This window comes from Streptomyces sp. NRRL S-37, from assembly GCF_000721605.1.
GTDB lineage: Bacteria > Actinomycetota > Actinomycetes > Streptomycetales > Streptomycetaceae > Streptomyces.
In genome coordinates this window covers 131,151-149,317 of record NZ_JOIZ01000013.1, presented here as the reverse complement: position 1 = coordinate 149,317, position 18,167 = coordinate 131,151, and the positions used below count along the sequence as shown (strand labels likewise).

General features: G+C 73.2%; 12 protein-coding genes and 1 pseudogene. 8 read left to right on the top strand and 5 right to left on the bottom strand.

The annotated features are described in order from the left end of the window. Window positions 1–30 precede the first annotated feature (30 nt). The gene (locus IH50_RS0119670; RefSeq protein ID WP_030863626.1) at window positions 31–549 is read left to right on the top strand and encodes a roadblock/LC7 domain-containing protein; all 519 of its coding nucleotides are present in this window, start codon (window positions 31–33) and stop codon (window positions 547–549) included. 84 nt (window positions 550–633) lie between these two features. Then, entirely contained in the window at window positions 634–1,008 is a 375-nt protein-coding gene (locus IH50_RS39930; protein ID WP_078914037.1) for a hypothetical protein, read from the top strand. 5 nt (window positions 1,009–1,013) lie between these two features. Here the strand turns inward: IH50_RS39930 and IH50_RS0119665 are convergent. Next, window positions 1,014–2,201: pseudogene (locus IH50_RS0119665) on the bottom strand (globin domain-containing protein); the annotation flags it as partial. A 341-nt stretch (window positions 2,202–2,542) separates the two neighbouring features. Between IH50_RS0119665 and IH50_RS0119660 the strand changes: the two are divergent. Together IH50_RS0119660 and IH50_RS0119655 are read left to right on the top strand one after the other, a co-directional pair. Further along, the gene (locus tag IH50_RS0119660) at window positions 2,543–4,273 is read left to right on the top strand and encodes a GAF domain-containing sensor histidine kinase (RefSeq protein WP_030863618.1); all 1,731 of its coding nucleotides are present in this window, start codon (window positions 2,543–2,545) and stop codon (window positions 4,271–4,273) included. A gap of 250 nt (window positions 4,274–4,523) precedes the next feature. Further along, a complete protein-coding gene (locus tag IH50_RS0119655) occupies window positions 4,524–6,893 on the top strand; it encodes a glycoside hydrolase family 65 protein (RefSeq protein ID WP_030863615.1) in 2,370 nt (789 codons plus the stop codon). A gap of 74 nt (window positions 6,894–6,967) precedes the next feature. Here IH50_RS0119655 and IH50_RS0119650 read toward each other — a convergent pair whose 3' ends face one another. From IH50_RS0119650 to IH50_RS0119640, 3 genes are all read right to left on the bottom strand, one after another. Further along, entirely contained in the window at window positions 6,968–8,332 is a 1,365-nt protein-coding gene (locus tag IH50_RS0119650) for an FAD-dependent oxidoreductase (RefSeq protein WP_030863612.1), read from the bottom strand. Window positions 8,333–8,466: 134 nt separating this feature from the next. Further along, entirely contained in the window at window positions 8,467–11,205 is a 2,739-nt protein-coding gene (locus IH50_RS0119645; protein WP_199822107.1) for a SpoIIE family protein phosphatase/ATP-binding protein, read from the bottom strand. Window positions 11,206–11,413: 208 nt separating this feature from the next. Next, complete coding sequence (locus IH50_RS0119640; protein ID WP_030863606.1) at window positions 11,414–11,959, bottom strand: hypothetical protein; 546 nt, start codon at window positions 11,957–11,959, stop codon at window positions 11,414–11,416. An 850-nt stretch (window positions 11,960–12,809) separates the two neighbouring features. Between IH50_RS0119640 and IH50_RS0119635 the strand changes: the two genes are divergently transcribed. Together IH50_RS0119635 and IH50_RS0119630 are read left to right on the top strand one after the other, a co-directional pair. Next, a complete protein-coding gene (locus tag IH50_RS0119635; protein WP_030863603.1) occupies window positions 12,810–13,040 on the top strand; it encodes a DUF397 domain-containing protein in 231 nt (76 codons plus the stop codon). Between the two features lie 155 nt (window positions 13,041–13,195). Next, on the top strand, window positions 13,196–14,116 hold the full coding sequence (locus IH50_RS0119630; protein WP_030863601.1) for a helix-turn-helix domain-containing protein: 921 nt from the start codon (window positions 13,196–13,198) through the stop codon (window positions 14,114–14,116). Between the two features lie 72 nt (window positions 14,117–14,188). Here IH50_RS0119630 and IH50_RS0119625 read toward each other — a convergent pair whose 3' ends face one another. Further along, window positions 14,189–15,010 carry an SAM-dependent methyltransferase gene (locus tag IH50_RS0119625; RefSeq protein WP_030863598.1) on the bottom strand — a complete coding sequence of 274 codons (822 nt, stop codon included), beginning with the start codon at window positions 15,008–15,010 and terminating at the stop codon, window positions 14,189–14,191. 223 nt (window positions 15,011–15,233) lie between these two features. Here IH50_RS0119625 and IH50_RS0119620 point away from each other — a divergent pair, with 223 nt between their 5' ends. Continuing rightward, the gene (locus IH50_RS0119620; protein ID WP_030863595.1) at window positions 15,234–17,612 is read left to right on the top strand and encodes a molybdopterin oxidoreductase family protein; all 2,379 of its coding nucleotides are present in this window, start codon (window positions 15,234–15,236) and stop codon (window positions 17,610–17,612) included. Continuing rightward, window positions 17,609–18,100: a hypothetical protein gene (locus IH50_RS0119615; RefSeq protein WP_030863592.1), complete on the top strand. Its 492-nt coding sequence runs from the start codon at window positions 17,609–17,611 to the stop codon at window positions 18,098–18,100. Before IH50_RS0119620 ends, IH50_RS0119615 begins: the two co-directional genes overlap by 4 nt. Window positions 18,101–18,167: the final 67 nt, after the last annotated feature.

The window sequence follows — 18,167 nt, the reverse complement described above, 5'->3', positions numbered from 1 at the left end:
CGCCGACAGCGTGCCGAAAGGAGACTGCTCATGGCCGTCGAGACCGACGTGCTGGACGAACTGCGTCGGCTCCGCACCCGTATACCCAAGCTGGCGGGCTCCCTCGCGGCCACCGTCGACGGACTCGTCCTCGCCCACGACGTCCCCGAGACCGAACCGGAGGGGCTGGCCGCGCTCACCGCCGCCGCGCTCGGCGTCGCGTACCGGATGGCGGACGCCGCCGCCCGCGGCGAGTTCCGCGAGCTCCTGGTGCGCGGCAGCCAGGGCTATATCGCCACCTACGCGGCCGGCACCACCGCCGTCCTCACCCTCCTCGCCGACGACCGGGTCAACGTGGGCCGGCTGCACCTGGAGGGCCGGCGCAGCGGCGCCCGGATCGCGGAACTGGTGGACACCCACAGCGGCCCGGGCGGAGGACGGCACGCCGACCGGCTCACGACCCGGGAGACCCCCGCGCCGGCGCCGGACCCGGCCCGGCCCATCGGCACCCTCCCGGTACGGACCCCGCAGCGGCCCGTCCACCGGCCCCGGCCCCAGCCCGGCGGCTGACTCCCGGCTTTCCCCCGGCCGGACGCCTCCGTACGACCCGGCGGCCGGCCCGAATCACCTGTCACGACCGAAAGGACACGTCCCATGGCCAACACCGAGACCTCGCTCAAGGAATGCCTCAGCTCCATCGACGGCGCGACGGCCGCCGCGCTCGTCGACTACACCAGCGGCATGGCCCTCGGCACGCTGGGCGGCGGCAAGGACTTCAACCTGGAGGTCGCCGCCGCCGGCAACACCGACGTCGTGCGGTCCAAGCTGCGCACCATGGAACACCTGGGGCTGAACGAGGAGATCGAGGACATCCTGATCACCCTGAACAGCCAGTACCACCTCATCCGCCTGCTCAAGGGGCGCGGCGGCAACGGCCTCTTCCTGTACCTGGTGCTCGACGGCAGCCGGGCCAACCTGGCCATGGCGCGGCACCAGCTGCGCCGGATCGAGTCCGAGCTCGAGGTCTGATCCGGCAGCCACAGGTCGGGGCCGAAGACCTCGTAGTGGATGGAGCGGGCGGGCACCCCGGCGTCGAGCAGCCCGCCGCGCACGGCGCGCATGAACGGCAGCGGGCCGCACAGGTACACCGTCACGTCCGCCGGGACGTCGATCCCCGCGAGGTCCATCAGGCCGTCGCGGGCGTCGGGCTCCTCCGGGCCGGGACGCTCGTACCAGAAGACCGCCTCCGCGTCGGTCAGCGCGTTCACGGTCTCGCGGGTCTCGGCGCGCAGCGCGTGCTCGGCGGGCGAGCCGTCGGCGTGCAGGACGAGCACCCGCCGGGTGGAGCCGGTGGCGGCCAGCCGGGCGAGCATGCCCAGCATCGGGGTGCAGCCGATGCCCGCCGAGACCAGGACCAGCGGGGTGCCGGCCTCGTCGAGCGCCACGTCGCCGGCGGGTACGGACAGCATCAGCTCGTCCCCGGTGCCGGTCCGTTCGTGCAGCAGGTTGGAGACCTCGCCGTCCGGTGCGCCGTCCGCTCCGGCGACCCGCTTGACGGTGATGCGGCGCAGTTCGTCCCCGGGGTCCGAGGACAGGCTGTACTGGCGGAGCTGGTGCACCCCGTCGGGCATGAGCACCTTCACGCTGACGTACTGGCCCGCGCGGGCCGGCGGGGCGGGCTCGCCGTCGGCGGGGCGCAGCAGGAACGACACCACGTCGTCCGTCTCCTCGTGGCGCTCCACCACCGTCCACGGGCGCCAGATGCCGCCCGCCTCGACACCGGCCTCGTGGTACAGGCGCGCCTCCTGCGCGATGAGGGCGCCGGCCATCAGCCAGTACACCTCGTCCCAGGCGGCGGCGACCTCGGGCGTCACCGCGTCGCCCAGCACCTCGGCGATCGCGCCGAACAGGTACTTGTGCACGATCGTGTACTGGTCGTCGGTGATCCCGACCGCCACGTGCTTGTGGGCGATCCGGGACAGCAGGGCGTCCGGGCGGGTGTCCGGGTCGGCGAGCAGCGCTTGGGCGAAACCGGCTATGGACCCGGCGAGCGCCCGGCGCTGGGCGCCGCTGGCCTGGTTGCCCCGGTTGAACAGGCCGTCCAGCAGTTCGGGCCGGTCACGGAACATCGAGCCGTAGAAACGCGTGGTGATCTCGTCGAGGGCCCCGGCCACGGCGGGCAGGGTGGCCCGCAGTACTGCGGCGGACTCTTCGGACAGCATGAAGTCTCCCAGGGGCGGGACGGGGAAAGCGGGTTGGACCGCGGATCCGGACCGGCGGCAGCACCTGTATAGCAACCCGGCATGCCTGTTTCCCCGGGTAACGGGTCCGCCGGGGGTGACTCGGGACCGTCGTCCCACCGGAAGGGGACCTCCGGCCCCGGAGGGCGACCGGGGACAGGGCCGACCGGCCCGTCCGGCGCGGCGGGCCGCCCGCCCGCCCGCGGTCCCCGCCGGTCCGGCCGCCCGGCCCATGCCGTACCGTCGCCTTTACTGGACCGTTACCGGGGCGCCGGCCGGGTGCGCCGGTCACGGCGTCGGACGAAGGGACGGGAGGCACACGGGTGGCAGGCTCCGAACGGGACGAGGACGCCCGCGTACGGCTACCGCAGCTGAGGCTGGACGAGCTGCTGGAGGAGCTCCAGGCGCGGATCGACGCGGCCCGCGGCACCCGCGACCGGGTGCACAGCCTGCTGGAGGCCGTCCTCTCGGTCGGCCGGGAACTCGACCTGGAGCAGGTGCTGCACAGCATCGTGGAGGCCGCGGCGGCGCTGGTGGACGCGCAGTACGCCGCGCTGGGCGTGATCGGCCCGGACGGCAAGCGGCTGTCCGCCTTCCACACCGTCGGGGTCAGCGAGGAGGAGATCGCCCGCATCGGCCACTACCCCGAGGGCCACGGCATCCTCGGTGAGCTGATCCGCCATCCGGAGCCGCTGCGGGTGGAGAAACTCTCCGACCATCCCGCCTCGTACGGGTTCCCGGCCCACCACCCGCCGATGAACACCTTCCTCGGGGTCCCCATCCGGGTCCGCGACCAGGTCTTCGGCAATCTGTACCTGACCGAGAAGCGGGGCGGGGCGCACTTCGACGAGGAGGACGAGTCGGTCCTGTCCACCCTCGCGGTCGCCGCCGGCGTCGCCATCGACAACGCCCGCCTGTACGAGGAGTCCCGGCTGCGCGAGCGCTGGCTGCGGGCCAACGCCGAGATCACCCACGGCCTGATGTCCGGCAGCGAACGCGGCTCGGCGCTCGCGCTCATCGCGGAACGTGCCCGGGAGATCACCGGGGCCGCCCTCGCCGTGGTCGCGGTGCCCATGGCCGACACCGACTCGCTGACCGTGGAGCTGGCCATCGGGCAGGGCGCGGACACCCACCGCGGGCTCGTCCTGCCCGTCGACGACAGCCTGCTGGGCCGGGCCTTCACCCGTGCCGCCCCCGTCACCAGCGCGGACATCGCGCATGACGACCGGACCTTCCCGGGCCCCCAGCGGTACCCGGCCCTCGGTCCGGCGGTCGCCGTGCCCATCGGGTCGGGCGAGGGGGTGCGGGGCATCGTCCTGCTGGTGCGGGCCGCAGGCCGCAACGCGTTCACGGAGAAGGAGATCGAACCGCTGCAGGGGTTCGCCGCCCAGGCGGCCGTGGCGATGGAGCTGGCGGAACGCCGCCAGGACGCCGAGCAGATCGCCGTGCTCGAGGACCGCGACCGGATCGCCCGCGACCTGCACGACCTGGCGATCCAGCGGCTGTTCGCCACCGGTATGACACTGCAGAGCGCCGGCCGGTTCATCGAGCACAAGGAGGCCTCGGAGCGGGTGCTGCGGGCCGTGGACGACCTGGACGAGACCATCAAGATCATCCGGTCGACCATCTTCGGCCTGCGCTCGCCCGCCGACGAGGGCGCGGGCGGAACCGGCCTGCGGGCCCGCGTCGTACGGGTGGTCGGCGAGGCCGCGTCCGTGCTGGGCTTCCCCCCGAGCGTGCGGATGGAGGGCCTGATCGACACCCACGTCTCCAAGGAGGCCGCCGACCACCTGGTGGCCGTGCTCTCCGAGGCACTGACCAACATCGCCCGGCACGCCCGCGCCGACCGCGCCGAGGTGGTGCTCGAGACCGACGGCCGCGAGGTACGGCTGACGGTCGCGGACAACGGCGTGGGCGTCCCGGCCGGGGGCCGCCGCAGCGGCCTGCGCAACATGGCCGAACGCGCGGAACGGCTGGGCGGCACGTTCGGCATCACCGGCTCCGCCGACGGGGGCACCACACTGCTGTGGCGCGTGCCGGTGGGGGAGCGGTAGGCGGTTCGGGCCCGTCCTCCGGACCGTCCGCTCCGGGGGCGGTGTCCCCCGGCCCGCCACCGTGATGCTCCTTCCGCCGACGGCCGTCCGGGTGTGCCGGGCGTCCGCCGCGGGTACTCCGGTGGTCGGTCGCCGGCCGTGGTGGCCGTCCGTCCACGACCGGTGCGGGTCCCACCGTCGGTGACCGCTCCGGGACGGGCCGCCGCGGCGCGGCACCGCGGCGGCGGCCGCCGGCGGGAGGAGCGTCGCAGTGACGGGCTGGACCTGGGAGCACGAGGGCTACGACCCCGCCGACGAGCGTCTGCGGGAGTCGCTGTGCACCCTGGGCAACGGATACTTCGCGACCCGGGGCGCGCTGCCGGAGTGTTCCGCGGACGAGGTGCACTACCCGGGCACGTACGCGGCCGGCGTCTACAACCGGCTCGTCTCCGAGGTCGCCGGACGGCACGTCGAGAACGAGGACATGGTCAACCTGCCCAACTGGCTGCCGCTGCGCTTCCGGCTCCCCGGCGAGCCCTGGCTCACCCCCGACACCGCCCCCGTGCTCGACCACGGCGAGACCCTGCACCTGTCCTCCGGACTCCTGGAGCGCAGGACGCGGTACGGCCTGGGGGCCGGACGGACGCTCCTGGTGCGCCAGCACCGTTTCGTCCACATGGCCGACCCCCATCTGGCGGGCCTGCGCACCGAGTTCACCGCCGAGGGCTTCTCCGGGCCGCTGGAGACCGAGGCGGCGCTCGACGGCGACGTCACCAACGCCGGGGTGCCACGCTACCGGGATCTGGACGGCCGTCATCTGACCCATGTGCTCACCGGCACGACCTCCGCGGACACGGTGTGGCTGCGCTGCCGCACCCGCACCTCGGACATCCGGATCGCGCTCGCCGCCCGGCTGACGGCACCCGCGCCCGTCACGAACCGGCACGACCGCCCGCGCGCCCTGCAGAGCACCCGGCTGGACCTGGCCGCCGGGGACACCGTCACCGTCGACAAGATCGTCGCCCTGCACACCTCCCGCGACCCCGCGATCAGCGACCCGCTGCACGCCGCCGTCGACCGGGTGGTCCGGGCGGGCGGCTTCGACGAACTGCTCCCGCCGCACCTGACGGCCTGGGCCCAGCTCTGGCGCCGGGCCGAACTGGACGTACCCGGTGAGGCGGGCCGCATCCTGCGGCTGCACCTCTTCCACGTCCTGCAGACCCTCTCCCCGCACACCGCGGACCTGGACGTGGGGGTCCCCGCGCGGGGACTGCACGGCGAGGCGTACCGGGGGCACGTCTTCTGGGACGAGCTGTTCGTCCTGCCGTACCTCAACCTGCACTTCCCCGAGATCTCCCGCGCGCTGCTGCACCACCGCCACCGGCGTCTGGAGCGCGCCCGCACCGCCGCCCGGGACGCCGGGCGCCACGGCGCGATGTACCCCTGGCAGAGCGGCAGCGACGGCCGGGAGGAGACCCAGCAGCTGCACCTCAACCCCCGCTCCGGCCGCTGGCTGCCCGACCACTCCCGCCTCCAGCACCACGTCGGATCGGCGATCGCGTACAACGTCTGGCAGTACTGCGAGGCCAGCGGCGACCAGGAGTTCCTGCACACCAAGGGCGCCGAGATGCTGCTGAACATCTCCCGCTTCTGGGCGGACTCCGCCACCTTCGACGACCGTCTGGGCCGCTACCGCATCAAGGGCGTGGTCGGCCCCGACGAGTACCACGACGCCTACCCGGACGCCACCGAACCGGGCCTCGACGACAACGCGTACACGAATGTCACGGCCGCCTGGGTGCTCGCCCGCACCCTGGACGTGCTGCGCGGCCTGCCCGAGCCGCGCCGCCGCGAACTCGCCGAGCGGACCGGACTGGACGCGAGGGAACTGGAGAAGTGGGAGGAGGTCTCCCGCACCCTCCACGTCCCCCTCCACCACGGCGTCATCAGCCAGTTCGAGGGGTACGGGGAACTCGCCGAACTCGACTGGCGGGGCTACCGGCGCCGCTACGGCGACATCCGGCGCCTGGACCGGCTGCTGGAGGCCGAGGGCGACACCGTCAACCGGTACCAGGCCTCCAAGCAGGCGGACGTCCTGATGCTGGGCTACCTCTTCTCACCCGCCGAACTCCGGGGGATCTTCCGCAGACTGGGGACGATCCTGGACGAACGGACCTGGCGGCGCACGGTCGACCACTACCTGCACCGCACCAGCCACGGCTCCACCCTCAGCGGCCTGGTCCACGGCTGGGTGCTGGCCCGCGCCCGGCGCGCGGACGCCTGGAAGTTCTGCCAGGAGGCCCTCCAGGCGGACATCGCCGACATCCAGGGCGGCACCACCGGGGAGGGCATCCACCTCGGCGCCATGGCCGGCACCCTCGACCTGGTGCAGCGCGGACTGACCGGTCTGGAGACCCGCGGCGGAGCCCTGTGGCTCGACCCGGTACCCCTGCCCGAACTCTCCTCCTACGGCTTCACCCTGCGCTACCACGGCCACTGGGGTGTCCGGCTGCGGCTGGAGCACGGCCTGCTGGAGATCGCCGTGCCCTCCTCCGGCCGCTCCCCGATCGAGGTCCACCTCCCGGACCGCACGGTCCGCCTCCAGCCCGGCGAGACGGAGCGCCTGGCCCTCCCGGACTGACACACGTGCGCCCGTCCGGTCCGGGGAACGGACCGGACGGGCGCACGGGGGATGAGCCCTCGCGGGGCAGGGGGTCAGGCGCCGCTCTCGCGGAGCATGTCCTCGCGCTCCACGATCTTCACGCGCTCACGGCCCTGCGGCTCGCCCAGCGCCTTCTCCGCGGCGTCCAGGCGGTACCAGCCGTCCCAGGTGGTGAAGCGGATGCCGCGCTCGGCGAGGAACGCGTCCACGGCCTCCGGGGCGGGCGAGCCGGGGGTCTGGAGCCGGCCGGCCGCGTGGTCCGCCAGCAGATTGCCCACCGTCTCGTTGGCGTCGCCCTTGGTGTGGCCGATCAGGCCCACCGGACCGCGCCGGATCCAGCCGGTGACGTACGTGGAGTCCAGGTGCTCGCCGGTCTCCTGGATGACGCGGCCGCCCTCGTCCGGGACCGTGCCGGAGCCGAGGTCCCACGGCAGCTTGGGGAGCTTGTCGGAGAGGTAGCCCACCGCCCGGTAGACCGCGCTGACGTCCCAGTCCTTGAACTCGCCGGTCCCCCTGACGTTGCCGGTCCCGTCGAGTTCGGTGCGCTCGGTGCGCAGACCGACGACCTTGCCGTCCTCACCGAGGATCTCGGTGGGCGACTCGAAGAAGTGCAGGAACAGCTTGTGCGGACGGTCGCCGACATCGCGGATCGCCCAGTTCTCCAGGGTCTTGGCGACCATGTCGGCCTGCTTGTTGCCGCGCCGGGTGGCGATCGAGCCCTCGTCGTAGTCGATGTCCTCGGGGTCGACGATCACCTCGATGTTGGGGGAGTGGTCCAGCTCCCGCAGCTCCATCGGGCTGAACTTCGCCTGCGCCGGGCCGCGGCGGCCGAAGACGTGGACCTCCAGCGCCTTGTTGGCCTTCAGACCCTCGTACACGTTCGCCGGGATCTCGGTGGGCAGCAGCTCGTCGGCCGTCTTGGCCAGGATGCGGGCCACGTCGAGGGCGACGTTGCCGACGCCGAGCACGGCGACCTTCTCGGCGTCGAGGGGCCAGGTGCGCGGCACGTCCGGGTGGCCGTCGTACCAGGAGACGAAGTCGGCGGCGCCGTAGGAGCCGTCGAGGTCGATGCCCGGCACGTCCAGCGCACGGTCGGCCATGGCGCCGGTGGCGAAGATCACACCGTCGTAGAACGCGCGCAGATCGTCGAGGTGGAGGTCGGTGCCGTAGTCGACGTTGCCGAACAGACGGATCTGCGGCTTGTCGAGCACCTGGTGCAGGGCCGTGATGATGCCCTTGATCCGCGGGTGGTCGGGGGCGACGCCGTACCGGATCAGTCCGAACGGCGCGGGCATCCGCTCGAAGATGTCGATGGACACGCCCGGTTCGGCGGCCACGTCGGACTTGAGCAGGGCGTCGGCGGCGTAGATCCCGGCGGGGCCGGATCCGACGATGGCTACCCGCAGGGGGCGGGGCATGGTCAGGTTCCCTTCGAGCGATGACAGGCGACTCGGTCGGAAGCCTAGACTGAGGCATGCCTTACCTGGTACGCGGGTCCGGTCTATGGGCTCATAAGCCTCTCTTATGAGGTTTCCCCGCATATCCTTATGGCTTACGGGACGGGCTGTTCCGTCCAGATGACCTTGCCGGCGGGAAGGTAGCGGGTGCCCCAGCGTTCGGCGAGCTGGGCCACCAGGAACAGGCCGCGCCCACCCTCGTCCGTCATGGCCGCGTACCGCAGATGGGGCGAGGTGCTGCTGCTGTCGTACACCTCACAGATCAGGTTGCGGTCGTACAGCATCCGCACCTGGATGGGGGTGCCGCCGTGGCGGAGCGCGTTGGTGACCAGCTCGCTCAGGATCAGCTCCGTGCCGAACGTCAGCTCGTCCAGCCCCCACTCGGCCAGCTTCCGGGTGACCGCCGCCCGCACCTCGCCGACGGCCGCCGGGTCCGGCGGCACCGGCCACTGGGCGATCCGGCCGGCGGGCAGCGCCCGCGTCCGCGCCACGAGCAGCGCGATGTCGTCACCGGCCCGCGCCGGACGCCGGGACTCCAGTACGACCCTGCAGGTGTCCTCGGGGGAGCCGCCGGACCGGGACAGCGCCTCGCGCAGCCGCTCCAGGCCGACGTCGATGTCGTGCCCGCGGTCCTCGACCAGCCCGTCGGTGTACAGGACGAGCCGGCTGCCCTCCGGCAGTTCCAGCTCGGCCGACTCGAACGGCAGACCGCCCAGCCCCAGCGGGGGACCGGCGGGCACGTCCCAGAACTCCACCCCGCCGTCCGGGCGGACCACGGCCGGCGGCGGATGGCCCGCCCGGGCCACGGTGCAGCGCCGGGAGACCGGGTCGTAGACCGCGTACAGACAGGTCGCCCCCGTCACCGGCGCACTCTGCTCGTCCTGCGCCTCGTCCTGGTCGATGCGCCCGACCAGCTCGTCGAGCAGGGCCAGGAGCTCGTCGGGCGGGAGGTCGAGGGCGGAGAAGTTGTGCACCGCCGTGCGCAGCCGCCCCATCGTGGCCGCCGCGTGCAGGCCGTGGCCGACGACGTCGCCGACCACGAGCGCCACCCGGGCACCGGACAGCGGCAGCACGTCGAACCAGTCCCCGCCCACCCCGGCCTGCGCGGGAAGGTAGCGGTAGGCGATCTCCAGGGCGTTCTGCTCGGGCAGGGTGCGCGGCAGCAGACTCCGCTGGAGCGTCACCGCCATGCTGTGCTCACGCGTGTAACGGCGGGCGTTGTCGATGGAGACCGCGGCCCGCGCGACCAGCTCCTCCGCGAGCGCCAGCTCCTCGGTGTCGAACGGCTCCGCCTTCCGCGAACGCCAGAAGCTGACCACCCCGAGCACCAGCGCCCCGGCCCGCAGCGGCACGGTGATCAGCGAATGGATGCCGTACTCCATGACCTGCCCGGAGCGCTCCACGTCCTGTGCGTGCCAGCCGGGCGCCTCGACGAGCCGGGGCTCCAGGACCGGCCGGCCGGTGGCGAGGCTGACGCCCTGCGGGGACGACGCGACGAACCGGATCTGCGCGCCCTTGGCGTAGAGCGGGGCGTCCGCGCCGATTCCCGCCGACGCCGCGCGGCGCAGTACGCCGGCCGCGTCGGGGTGGCCGCCGGCCAGCACCGACTCGAACAGGTCCACCGTGGCGAAGTCGGCGAACCGCGGCACGGCCAGCTCGGCGAGCTCCTCGGCCGTGCGGGTGACGTCCAGGCTCGTCCCGATGCCCACTCCCGCGTCGTACAGCATGTTGAGCCGCTCGCGTGACTCCTCCGCCCGGCCGGACAGGGCGCGCAGCTCGGTGGAGTCGCGGACCGTGGCCACGCTGCCGGGCGGGCCGCCCGCCCGGTCGGTGGGACGCTGGTTGACCGCCAGCAGCCGGTCGGCCACCAGGTGCACCTCGTCCGTGGCGACGCGGCCCGAGGACAGCAGCTCGGCGGTGCCGGGGTCCAGGCCGATGTCCGGTACGGGCCGGCCCTCGGCGTCCTCGGGCAGGCCGAGCAGCCGGCGCGCCTCGTCGTTGGCGAGCATGAGCGTCCCGTCCCCGTCGACGATGATCACCCCTTCGCGCACCGCGTGCAGCACCGCGTCGTGGTGTTCGTACATCCGGGTCATCTCGCGCGGGCCCAGGCCATGGGTCTGGCGCAGCAGCCGTCTGCTCACCAGGGCCGCGCCGCCGGTCGCCAGGGCGAGCGCGGCGAGCGCCGCGCTCAGGACGAGGGGAAGCTGGTCCTCCGCGGCCCCGCCGACGTGCTCGGTCGTGATGCCGGCCGACACCAGGCCCACCACCTCGCCGTCGGCGTCCTCCACCGGCACCACCGCCTGCACCAGCTGTCCGATGGTGCCCTCGATCTCCTCCACCACCGGCTCGCCGGCCAGCGCGGGCCCGGTGGTGCCGACGAACTTCTCGCCGATGCGGTCCGGTCTGGGATGCGTGTAGCGGATGCCGTCGGTGTTCATGACGACGATGAAGTCGACGTTCGCCTGTTCGCGGGCCGCCTCGGCACGCGGCTGGAGCACGGCCGTGGGGTCGGGGGAGTCCAGCGCCTCGGTCAGGCCCGGCGCGTTCGCGAAGGTCTCCGCGACGGCGAGCGAGCGGTTGCGGGCCTCCTGCGTGCTGTCCCGCCGCACCTGGAGCACCAGCGCCACGACGGCGGCCACCACCAGCAGCAGCACGATCACCAGGTACAGCACGAACACCTGTCCGGCGACGCTGCGCCCGCTCAGCACCGACCGCAGTCCCGCCGCCGGATGCCACCGGGAGCGGCCGTCTGCGTCCCGCCGGCGCCGGACGGACGCCGCGGCACCGGGCCGCAGGGACGACCGGGGCCGGGAGCGACCCATGAGTCGGACCATGTGCCATGTCTACACTGCCGCGCCACGCGAGGCGAGGGGCGGCACCCGCCCGACCGGCGGGTCGTCACCTTTCCGTCACGGCTTCCCCGGGTCGCGCGCGGCCGTCCCCCGGTGACCGCGCGCGACCCTCCCCCGGCGCGCGACTCGTCCCCCGAAGGTCGCGCGCGTTCTTCGGCCGGGCCACCCGGGGCCGCCCGGCCTCGCCGGCTCAGTCGGCCAGGGCGCGGGCCAGTTCCGTGGTGGCACGGGCGATCTCGGTGTCCGGCTCGGCCAGCAGCCGGTTCAGGTCGCCGCGCCGGGCGCGCACCGCCTGCCGGGCGGCCCGCTCCCACACCACCGGGTTCTCCCGGCGGCTGAGCAGCTTGGGGTACGCGGCGGCGGTGCTCTCCCACTGCCGGGCGTCGGCGATGGCCTTGAGCAGCTGGATGATCCCGGCCCGGCAGGTGACGTGCGGAAGCTGGGCCAGCTCCCAGAGGAAGGGGACCGTGGCGGCGGTCGCCTGTTCCGTGACGAAGCCGTACTGGCAGATCCGTTTCCGCAGATCCTCCAGGGCGGCGCGGGCGGTGCCGGCGTCCCCCCAGGCGATGCCGTTCAGCAGCAGGGGGATGGCCGCCGCCGAGCCGGTGGAGTCCTGCATGTCGGCCCACGGCACGCGGGACAGTGCGGTGAGGGGCGTGGTTCGTGCCACTTTGGTGGGGGACGTGTGGCGCACAGGGCGCTCGCTGCTCGGCTGTTCCGTAGAAGCGCTGCGCATGGCGTGGGTGCCTTTCCGCGGCAGTCGTGTCGGATGGGAGGTCGGGCCGGCGGCCGGGCCCGTGCCGTTCTGCCCGCCGCAGAGGCGGGGGCGGCGCCGGGGCCGGAGACGGTGAGCGGCGGGTGGGCGGGACCCGGGCCGGGCGTCCGGCGCATCCGCGCGCCGCGGTGCCGCGTGCGTCACGGCGGTGGTGGCCGGGTGGGTCGCACGGGCCGGGTCGTGGGGAATCCGGGGCGCCTCATGGGCGCCGGCGGGCGGGGCCCGGTGCGTGCGGCCGTCCGGCGGCCTCGGAGACGAGCCGGTCGCGGACGCCGGCGGCGACGCGGCCGGGGAAGTGCGTACCGGGTCCCGGGTCCGCGGCGTGGTCCGTACGGCGCTCCCCGGCCCGGTGTCCACGAGGACGGCGTCGCGGCGGTGGCGGCCGGGCGGCCGGGTGTGCGGGGAGTCCCGGGTGGAGGACCGTGTCCGCGCGAGCCCCTTCCGGCCGCGCGCGAGGCGCGGCGCGCCCGGGGCGGACGCGGGGCGGGCCGTCTCCGGTGCCGGGGGCGGCTGTCCGTACGGTGCCGCCGGGAGCGGCCGGTGCGGACCTGCCGTCACCGTGCCGCGGCCACTCGTCGGTAACACGGTGGCGGCCGGCGGCCGGCGTAACGGATGCGCAGGTGATGACACGGCATCTCCCCGATGCGACGTCAGGACGGGGCGCCAGCACAGGGGTTGACGCCGCAGCTATTATCCACGCTGACGGCGCTCGCGTGCAATTGCACGAGAAATTGCGCGAGATTTTTCCCGGCGCGCGGTCCGGCCCCCGGAACCGCGCGCCGGGAGACACGGGAACAGCGAGGAGACAGCGGTGCCAGGAGTGCGCAACGGAGTGCGGGCCAGCCAGTTGGACGCCCGCTGGATCAAGAGCCGGCACAGCAACGCCGAGGGCAACTGCGTCGAGGTGGCCCCGCTGGCCGACGGGGGGATCGCGATGCGCAACTCCCGTGACCCCGACGGCCCCGCCCTCGTCTACACGGCCGCGGAGCTGGCGGCGTTCCTGGCCGGCGCGAAGGACGGCGAGTTCGACCACCTGGTCTGAACACCCGCGACGCACCGGCACCGGCCGTCCGGACCGGTGCCGGTGAAGCGGAGCCCGACTCGCCACTTCCCCGGGGCTTTCGCACGCGGATGCGGTGAGGGGAAGTCAGATGCGATAATGTAAAGCGCCCTTGTGCCGGTCTGCTGGGAGTCAGGATGTCCGCCGCGTCGCATCGAATCTCCCGTCTGGAACCCTATCTGGACAGGCCCGAGCCCGCCCCGACCCTGCTGAAGATGCTGGTCGGCGTGCAACTGGCGGGCTTCCGCGACGACGCCGGACTGTCCCAGGACCAGGCGGCGCGCTCCGTCGGCTTCAGCCCGGCGAAGCTGTCCCGCATCGAGTCCGGCAAGGGCCGCCGCCCGCCGACCGAGGGTGACGTCCGGGCCCTGCTGACGCTGTACGGCACCGACGAGTACGAGGCCTCGGTGCTGCTCAAGCTGCTCCGGCGGGCCGGGGAACCGGGCTGGTGGCAGCGGTACGACAAGCGACTGATGCCCGAGTGGTTCGACCGTCTGGTCGGGCTCCAGGAGGCCGCCGCCACCATTCGCACCTTCGAGATCCAGTACGTCCCCGGACTGCTGCAGACCGCCGCCTACACCCGCGCGGTGGTCGAGCGCGGGCTGCCGAACGCCCCGGCCGGCGAGGTGGGGCGCCGGGTCGAACTGCGCATGCGCCGCGCCGAACTGCTGATGCGCGAGGCCGCGCCGCAGCTCTGGGCCGTCATCGACGAGTCGGTCCTGCTGCGTGTCCTGGGCAGTCCCGCGGTGATGCGCGAGCAGCTCGAGCACCTGGTGACGATGGCCGAGCGGCCCAACGTGACGGTGCAGATCGTTCCGCTGGACGTGACGAACGCGTCGGCGCCCGCCATCCCCGTGACCTATCTGCGCTTCGGCGGGCTCGACCTGCCTGACGTGGTCTACCTGGAGCACATCAGGAGCGCCAACTTCCTGGAGGACCGCGACGAGACGGAGGAGTACCGGATCGCGCTGGACCGCCTCGCCGACGAGGCGCTCAAACCGCGCGACTCGGTGGAACTGCTCCGCAGGACGATCGGGGAGCGCTACGCCGCGGTGTAGCGGCGGGCCCGGACACGCCGACGCCCCCGTGGGACCCGAGCGGTCCGGCGGGGGCGTCGCGGCGTCGGGGGGTTACCGCGGGATCCGGCCCACACCGCCGAACTCGACCCACTCCTGGGTGAGCTGGCGGGGCGCCACCTCGGTGTCCGGGCGCCAGGTGGACACCTCCACCAGGCCCGGCTCCAGGATCTCCAGGCCCTCGAAGTACGACTCGACGTCCTTCTCCTCGCGCACCCGGCCCCAGTTCCCGTGGGTCGCCCGGTCCATGAAGTCGGTGACGGACGCGCGGACCTCCGGGTCCTCGCTGACGAGCTGGCACATCACCATGAAGCTGCCCGGCGCCAGCCGTTCGCGCACCCGGCGGGCCAGGGCGAGCGGGCCGTCGGTGTCACTGTCCGGGATGCAGTGGAAGACCGAGTTGAACAGCACGCACACCGGCTCCGAGAAGTCGATCAGCCGCCGGGTCTCCGGGTGACCGAATATCCCGTCGGTGTCGCGCATGTCGGCCTGGATGACCACGGTGCGCTCGTCCTGCTCCAGCAGGGCGCGGCCGTGCACCAGGACCATCGGGTCGTTGTCGGTGTACACCACGTGGGTGGTCGGGTCGACGCGCTGTGCGACCTGGTGGACGTTCTCCTGGGTGGGCAGGCCGGAACCGTGGTCGATGTACTGCCGTATCCCGTACTCCTGGGTGAGGGTACGGACCACCCGCTGGAGGAAGCGCCGGTTGTTCAGCGCCAGACGCCGGGTGCTGGGCACCACCTTGTCGAGTTCCTCGACCGCGGCGCGGTCCGCCGCGTAGTTGTCCTTGCCGCCCAGGTAGTAGTCGTACATGCGCGCTGCCGTCGGCACGGTCGCGTCGATCTCGGTGGACAGCTGCTTACCGGTGTGCATCGTTCCCCCTGCGGGCGTGCCAACTGGACTGGCTGGACAGGGAGTACATCCTAGGGAGCCGCGGAGGGGCGGTGCCAGCCCGTCGGCGGACGTCACCGGAGGGAATGAGGCGACGCCCGCCCGGAATGACCCTGAGTATCCTGTTGGGTGCCCGGGGTGAGGGCTTGAGCTCCGGGGACGGGGTACTCGCGGAGCGTCGCCGTTTCCCCGTGGAGGTCGGACCTTGGACAGCTCGACGGACCGGATCACCGACCCCTGGGGTCCGCGCACCCCTTACGCGCCCGGCACCCCCTGGCCGGTCCGCACCGACACGCACCTGGCGGAGGGGCTCACGGAGGAGGACGTGGAGCGGTGGGTGCGCTCCGCCTCCCTCCTGCACTCCAACGGCGACGCGCTGGACATCGCGGTGCGCGAGGGGCGCATCGTGGGCGTGCGGGGCCGCGCGGCCGACCGGGTGAACCGCGGCCGGGTCGGCCCCAAGGACCTCTACGGCTGGCAGGCCAACCACTCACCGGACCGGCTGACCAGGCCGCTCGTGCGGGAGAACGGACGGCTGGTGGAGTCGGACTGGGACACCGCCATGGACCGGATCACGGCCCGCACGAAGCACCTGCTGGACGAACGCGGTCCGGGCGCCGTCGGCTTCTACACCACCGGACAGCTCTTCCTGGAGGAGTACTACACCCTCGCCCTCATCGCCCACGCCGGCATCCGCACCAACCACCTCGACGGCAACACCCGCCTGTGCACGGCGACGGCCGCCGAGGCCCTCAAGGAGACCTTCGGCTCCGACGGCCAGCCCGGCTCGTACGAGGACGTCGACCACGCCGACACCATCGCCCTGTTCGGGCACAACGTGGCGGAGACCCAGACCGTGCTGTGGATGCGGATGCTGGACCGGCTGGAGGGATCCGACCCGCCCCGGCTGCTGTGCGTCGACCCCCGGTACACCCCCGTCGCCCGCCGCGCCGACGTCCACCTGGCGCCGCGCCCCGGCACCAACGTCGCGCTGCTCAACGCCCTGCTGCACGAGATCATCCGCACCGGCCGGACCGACCGCGCCTACATCGACGCGCACACCGTCGGCTTCGACGAGCTCGCCGCCCGCGTCGAGGAGTGCACCCCGAAGTGGGCGGCGGGCATCTGCGACGTCCCCGCCGCGCAGATCGAACGGGCGGCGGAGCTCCTCGGCGACGCGCGGCGGCTGCTGTCCACCGTCCTGCAGGGCGTCTACCAGTCCCACCAGGCCTCCGCCGCCGCCGTCCAGGTCAACAACCTGCACCTGATCCGGGGCATGCTGGGCCGCCCCGGCTGCGGCCTGCTGCAGATGAACGGCCAGCCCACCGCCGAGAACACCCGCGAATGCGGCGCCGACGGCGACCTGCCGGGCTTCCGCAACTGGCAGAACGACCAGCACGTGGCGGAGCTCGCCGAGATCTGGAACGTCGAGCCGGACGCCATCCCGCACTACGGCCCGCCCACCCACGCCATGCAGATCTTCCGCTACGCCGAGCAGGGCTCGCTGGGCATGCTGTGGATCACCGGCACCAACCCGGCCGTCTCCCTGCCCGAGCTCGCCAGGATCCGCTCGATCCTCGCCCAGGAGCGGCTGTTCGTGGTGGTGCAGGACCTGTTCCTCACCGAGACCGCCCAGCTCGCCGACGTCGTCCTGCCGGCCGCGACCTGGGGCGAGAAGACCGGCACCTTCACCAACACCGACCGCACCGTGCACCTGTCGGAGAAGGCCGTCGAACCGCCCGGCGAGGCCCGGGCCGACCTCGACATCTTCCTCGACTTCGCCGCCCGCATGGACTTCCGCGACAAGGACGGCGGCCCGCTGATCGGCTGGCGGGACCCGCAGGGCGCGTTCGCCGCCTGGCAGCGGTGCAGCGCCGGGCGCCCCTGCGACTACACCGGACTCGGCTACGACAGGCTGCGGCACGGCAGCGGCATCCAGTGGCCCTGCACAAAGGACGCCCCCGACGGCACCGCCCGCCTCTACACCGACGGCTTCGACCACGCCCACCCCGACCGGTGCGAGAGCTACGGCAAGGACATGGTCACCGGTGCGCCCGTCACCCCGGTCGAGTACCGCTCCCTCAACCCGGACGGCAAGGCGGTGATCAAGGCCGCCGAGTACCTCCCGCCGCACGAGGACGCCTCACCCGAGTACCCCCTCCGGCTGATCACCGGCCGCACCGTGTACCACTTCCACACCCGCACCAAGACCGGCCGCGCGCCCGAGCTGAACGCCGCCGCGCCGGACGTGTGGGCGGAGATCTCCCCCGCGGAGGCCGCAGCACAGGGCCTGTGCGACGGCGACCTGGTCCAGGTCACCACTCCGCGCGGGGCGATCCGGGCCCGGCTGCGGACCACCGCGATCCGCGACGGCGTGGTGTTCGTGCCCTTCCACTACGGCTACTGGGACACCCCACAGGGCCACCGGCCGCCCGACGACACCCCCGGCCGGGCCGCCAACGAGACCACCATCACCGACTGGGACCCGCTCTCCAAACAGCCCCTGTTCAAGACGGCCGCGGCCCGCGTCACGCTGGTCGCCCGGCGGGGCACGGACACCGGGACGGCGGGGAGCGGATCATGAACGGCATCGGCATCACACTCCGCCTCCTGCACGACGACGAACGGGACCTGGAACAGGACCTGCTGGCCGCCGCCGAACGTCATCGCACCGAGCACGAGTTCCACCACGTCGCCACCGACGTCGCCCGCTGGTCCCGGGAACACGCCACGCGGCTCGCCGCCCTCGGCCCCGGCCGCGGCGTCCGTCTCTCCGGCCCCCGCGCCCATCCCTCACCCGGGCCGCTCGCCACCTTGCGGGAGAAGGCCTCGGAGGCCCTCGGGCGCCGCCCGGAGACGGGGCTGCTGCTCCTGCACGACCTGTGCGACCTGCATCTGGCGGCCTCGCGGAACTCGCTCCACTGGGAGATGCTCGCCCAGGCGGCACAGGCCACCCGGGACCAGGAACTGCTGGAGCTGGTCTCCTCCTGCCATCCGCAGACCCTCCGCCAGATGCGCTGGACCAACACGATGATCAAGGTGCTGTCGCCGCAGCTCCTCGTCAGCGTGTGACCGGCACGGGTGGGCGGCCCGGAGAGGCCTGCGCCGGCGTGTGTGCCCCGCTATCGTCGGTTTCGTC

Excerpts from the sequence above, each read along its gene's own strand:
- IH50_RS0119670 (WP_030863626.1), top strand. The coding sequence starts at position 31 with ATGGCCGTCGAGACCGACGTGCTGGACGAACTGCGTCGGCTCCGCACC.
- IH50_RS39930 (WP_078914037.1), top strand. The coding sequence starts at position 634 with ATGGCCAACACCGAGACCTCGCTCAAGGAATGCCTCAGCTCCATCGAC.
- IH50_RS0119650 (WP_030863612.1), bottom strand. The coding sequence starts at position 8,332 with ATGCCCCGCCCCCTGCGGGTAGCCATCGTCGGATCCGGCCCCGCCGGG.
- IH50_RS0119645 (WP_199822107.1), bottom strand. The coding sequence starts at position 11,205 with ATGGTCCGACTCATGGGTCGCTCCCGGCCCCGGTCGTCCCTGCGGCCC.
- IH50_RS0119640 (WP_030863606.1), bottom strand. The coding sequence starts at position 11,959 with ATGCGCAGCGCTTCTACGGAACAGCCGAGCAGCGAGCGCCCTGTGCGC.
- IH50_RS0119630 (WP_030863601.1), top strand. The coding sequence starts at position 13,196 with ATGTCCGCCGCGTCGCATCGAATCTCCCGTCTGGAACCCTATCTGGAC.
- IH50_RS0119625 (WP_030863598.1), bottom strand. The coding sequence starts at position 15,010 with ATGCACACCGGTAAGCAGCTGTCCACCGAGATCGACGCGACCGTGCCG.
- IH50_RS0119615 (WP_030863592.1), top strand. The coding sequence starts at position 17,609 with ATGAACGGCATCGGCATCACACTCCGCCTCCTGCACGACGACGAACGG.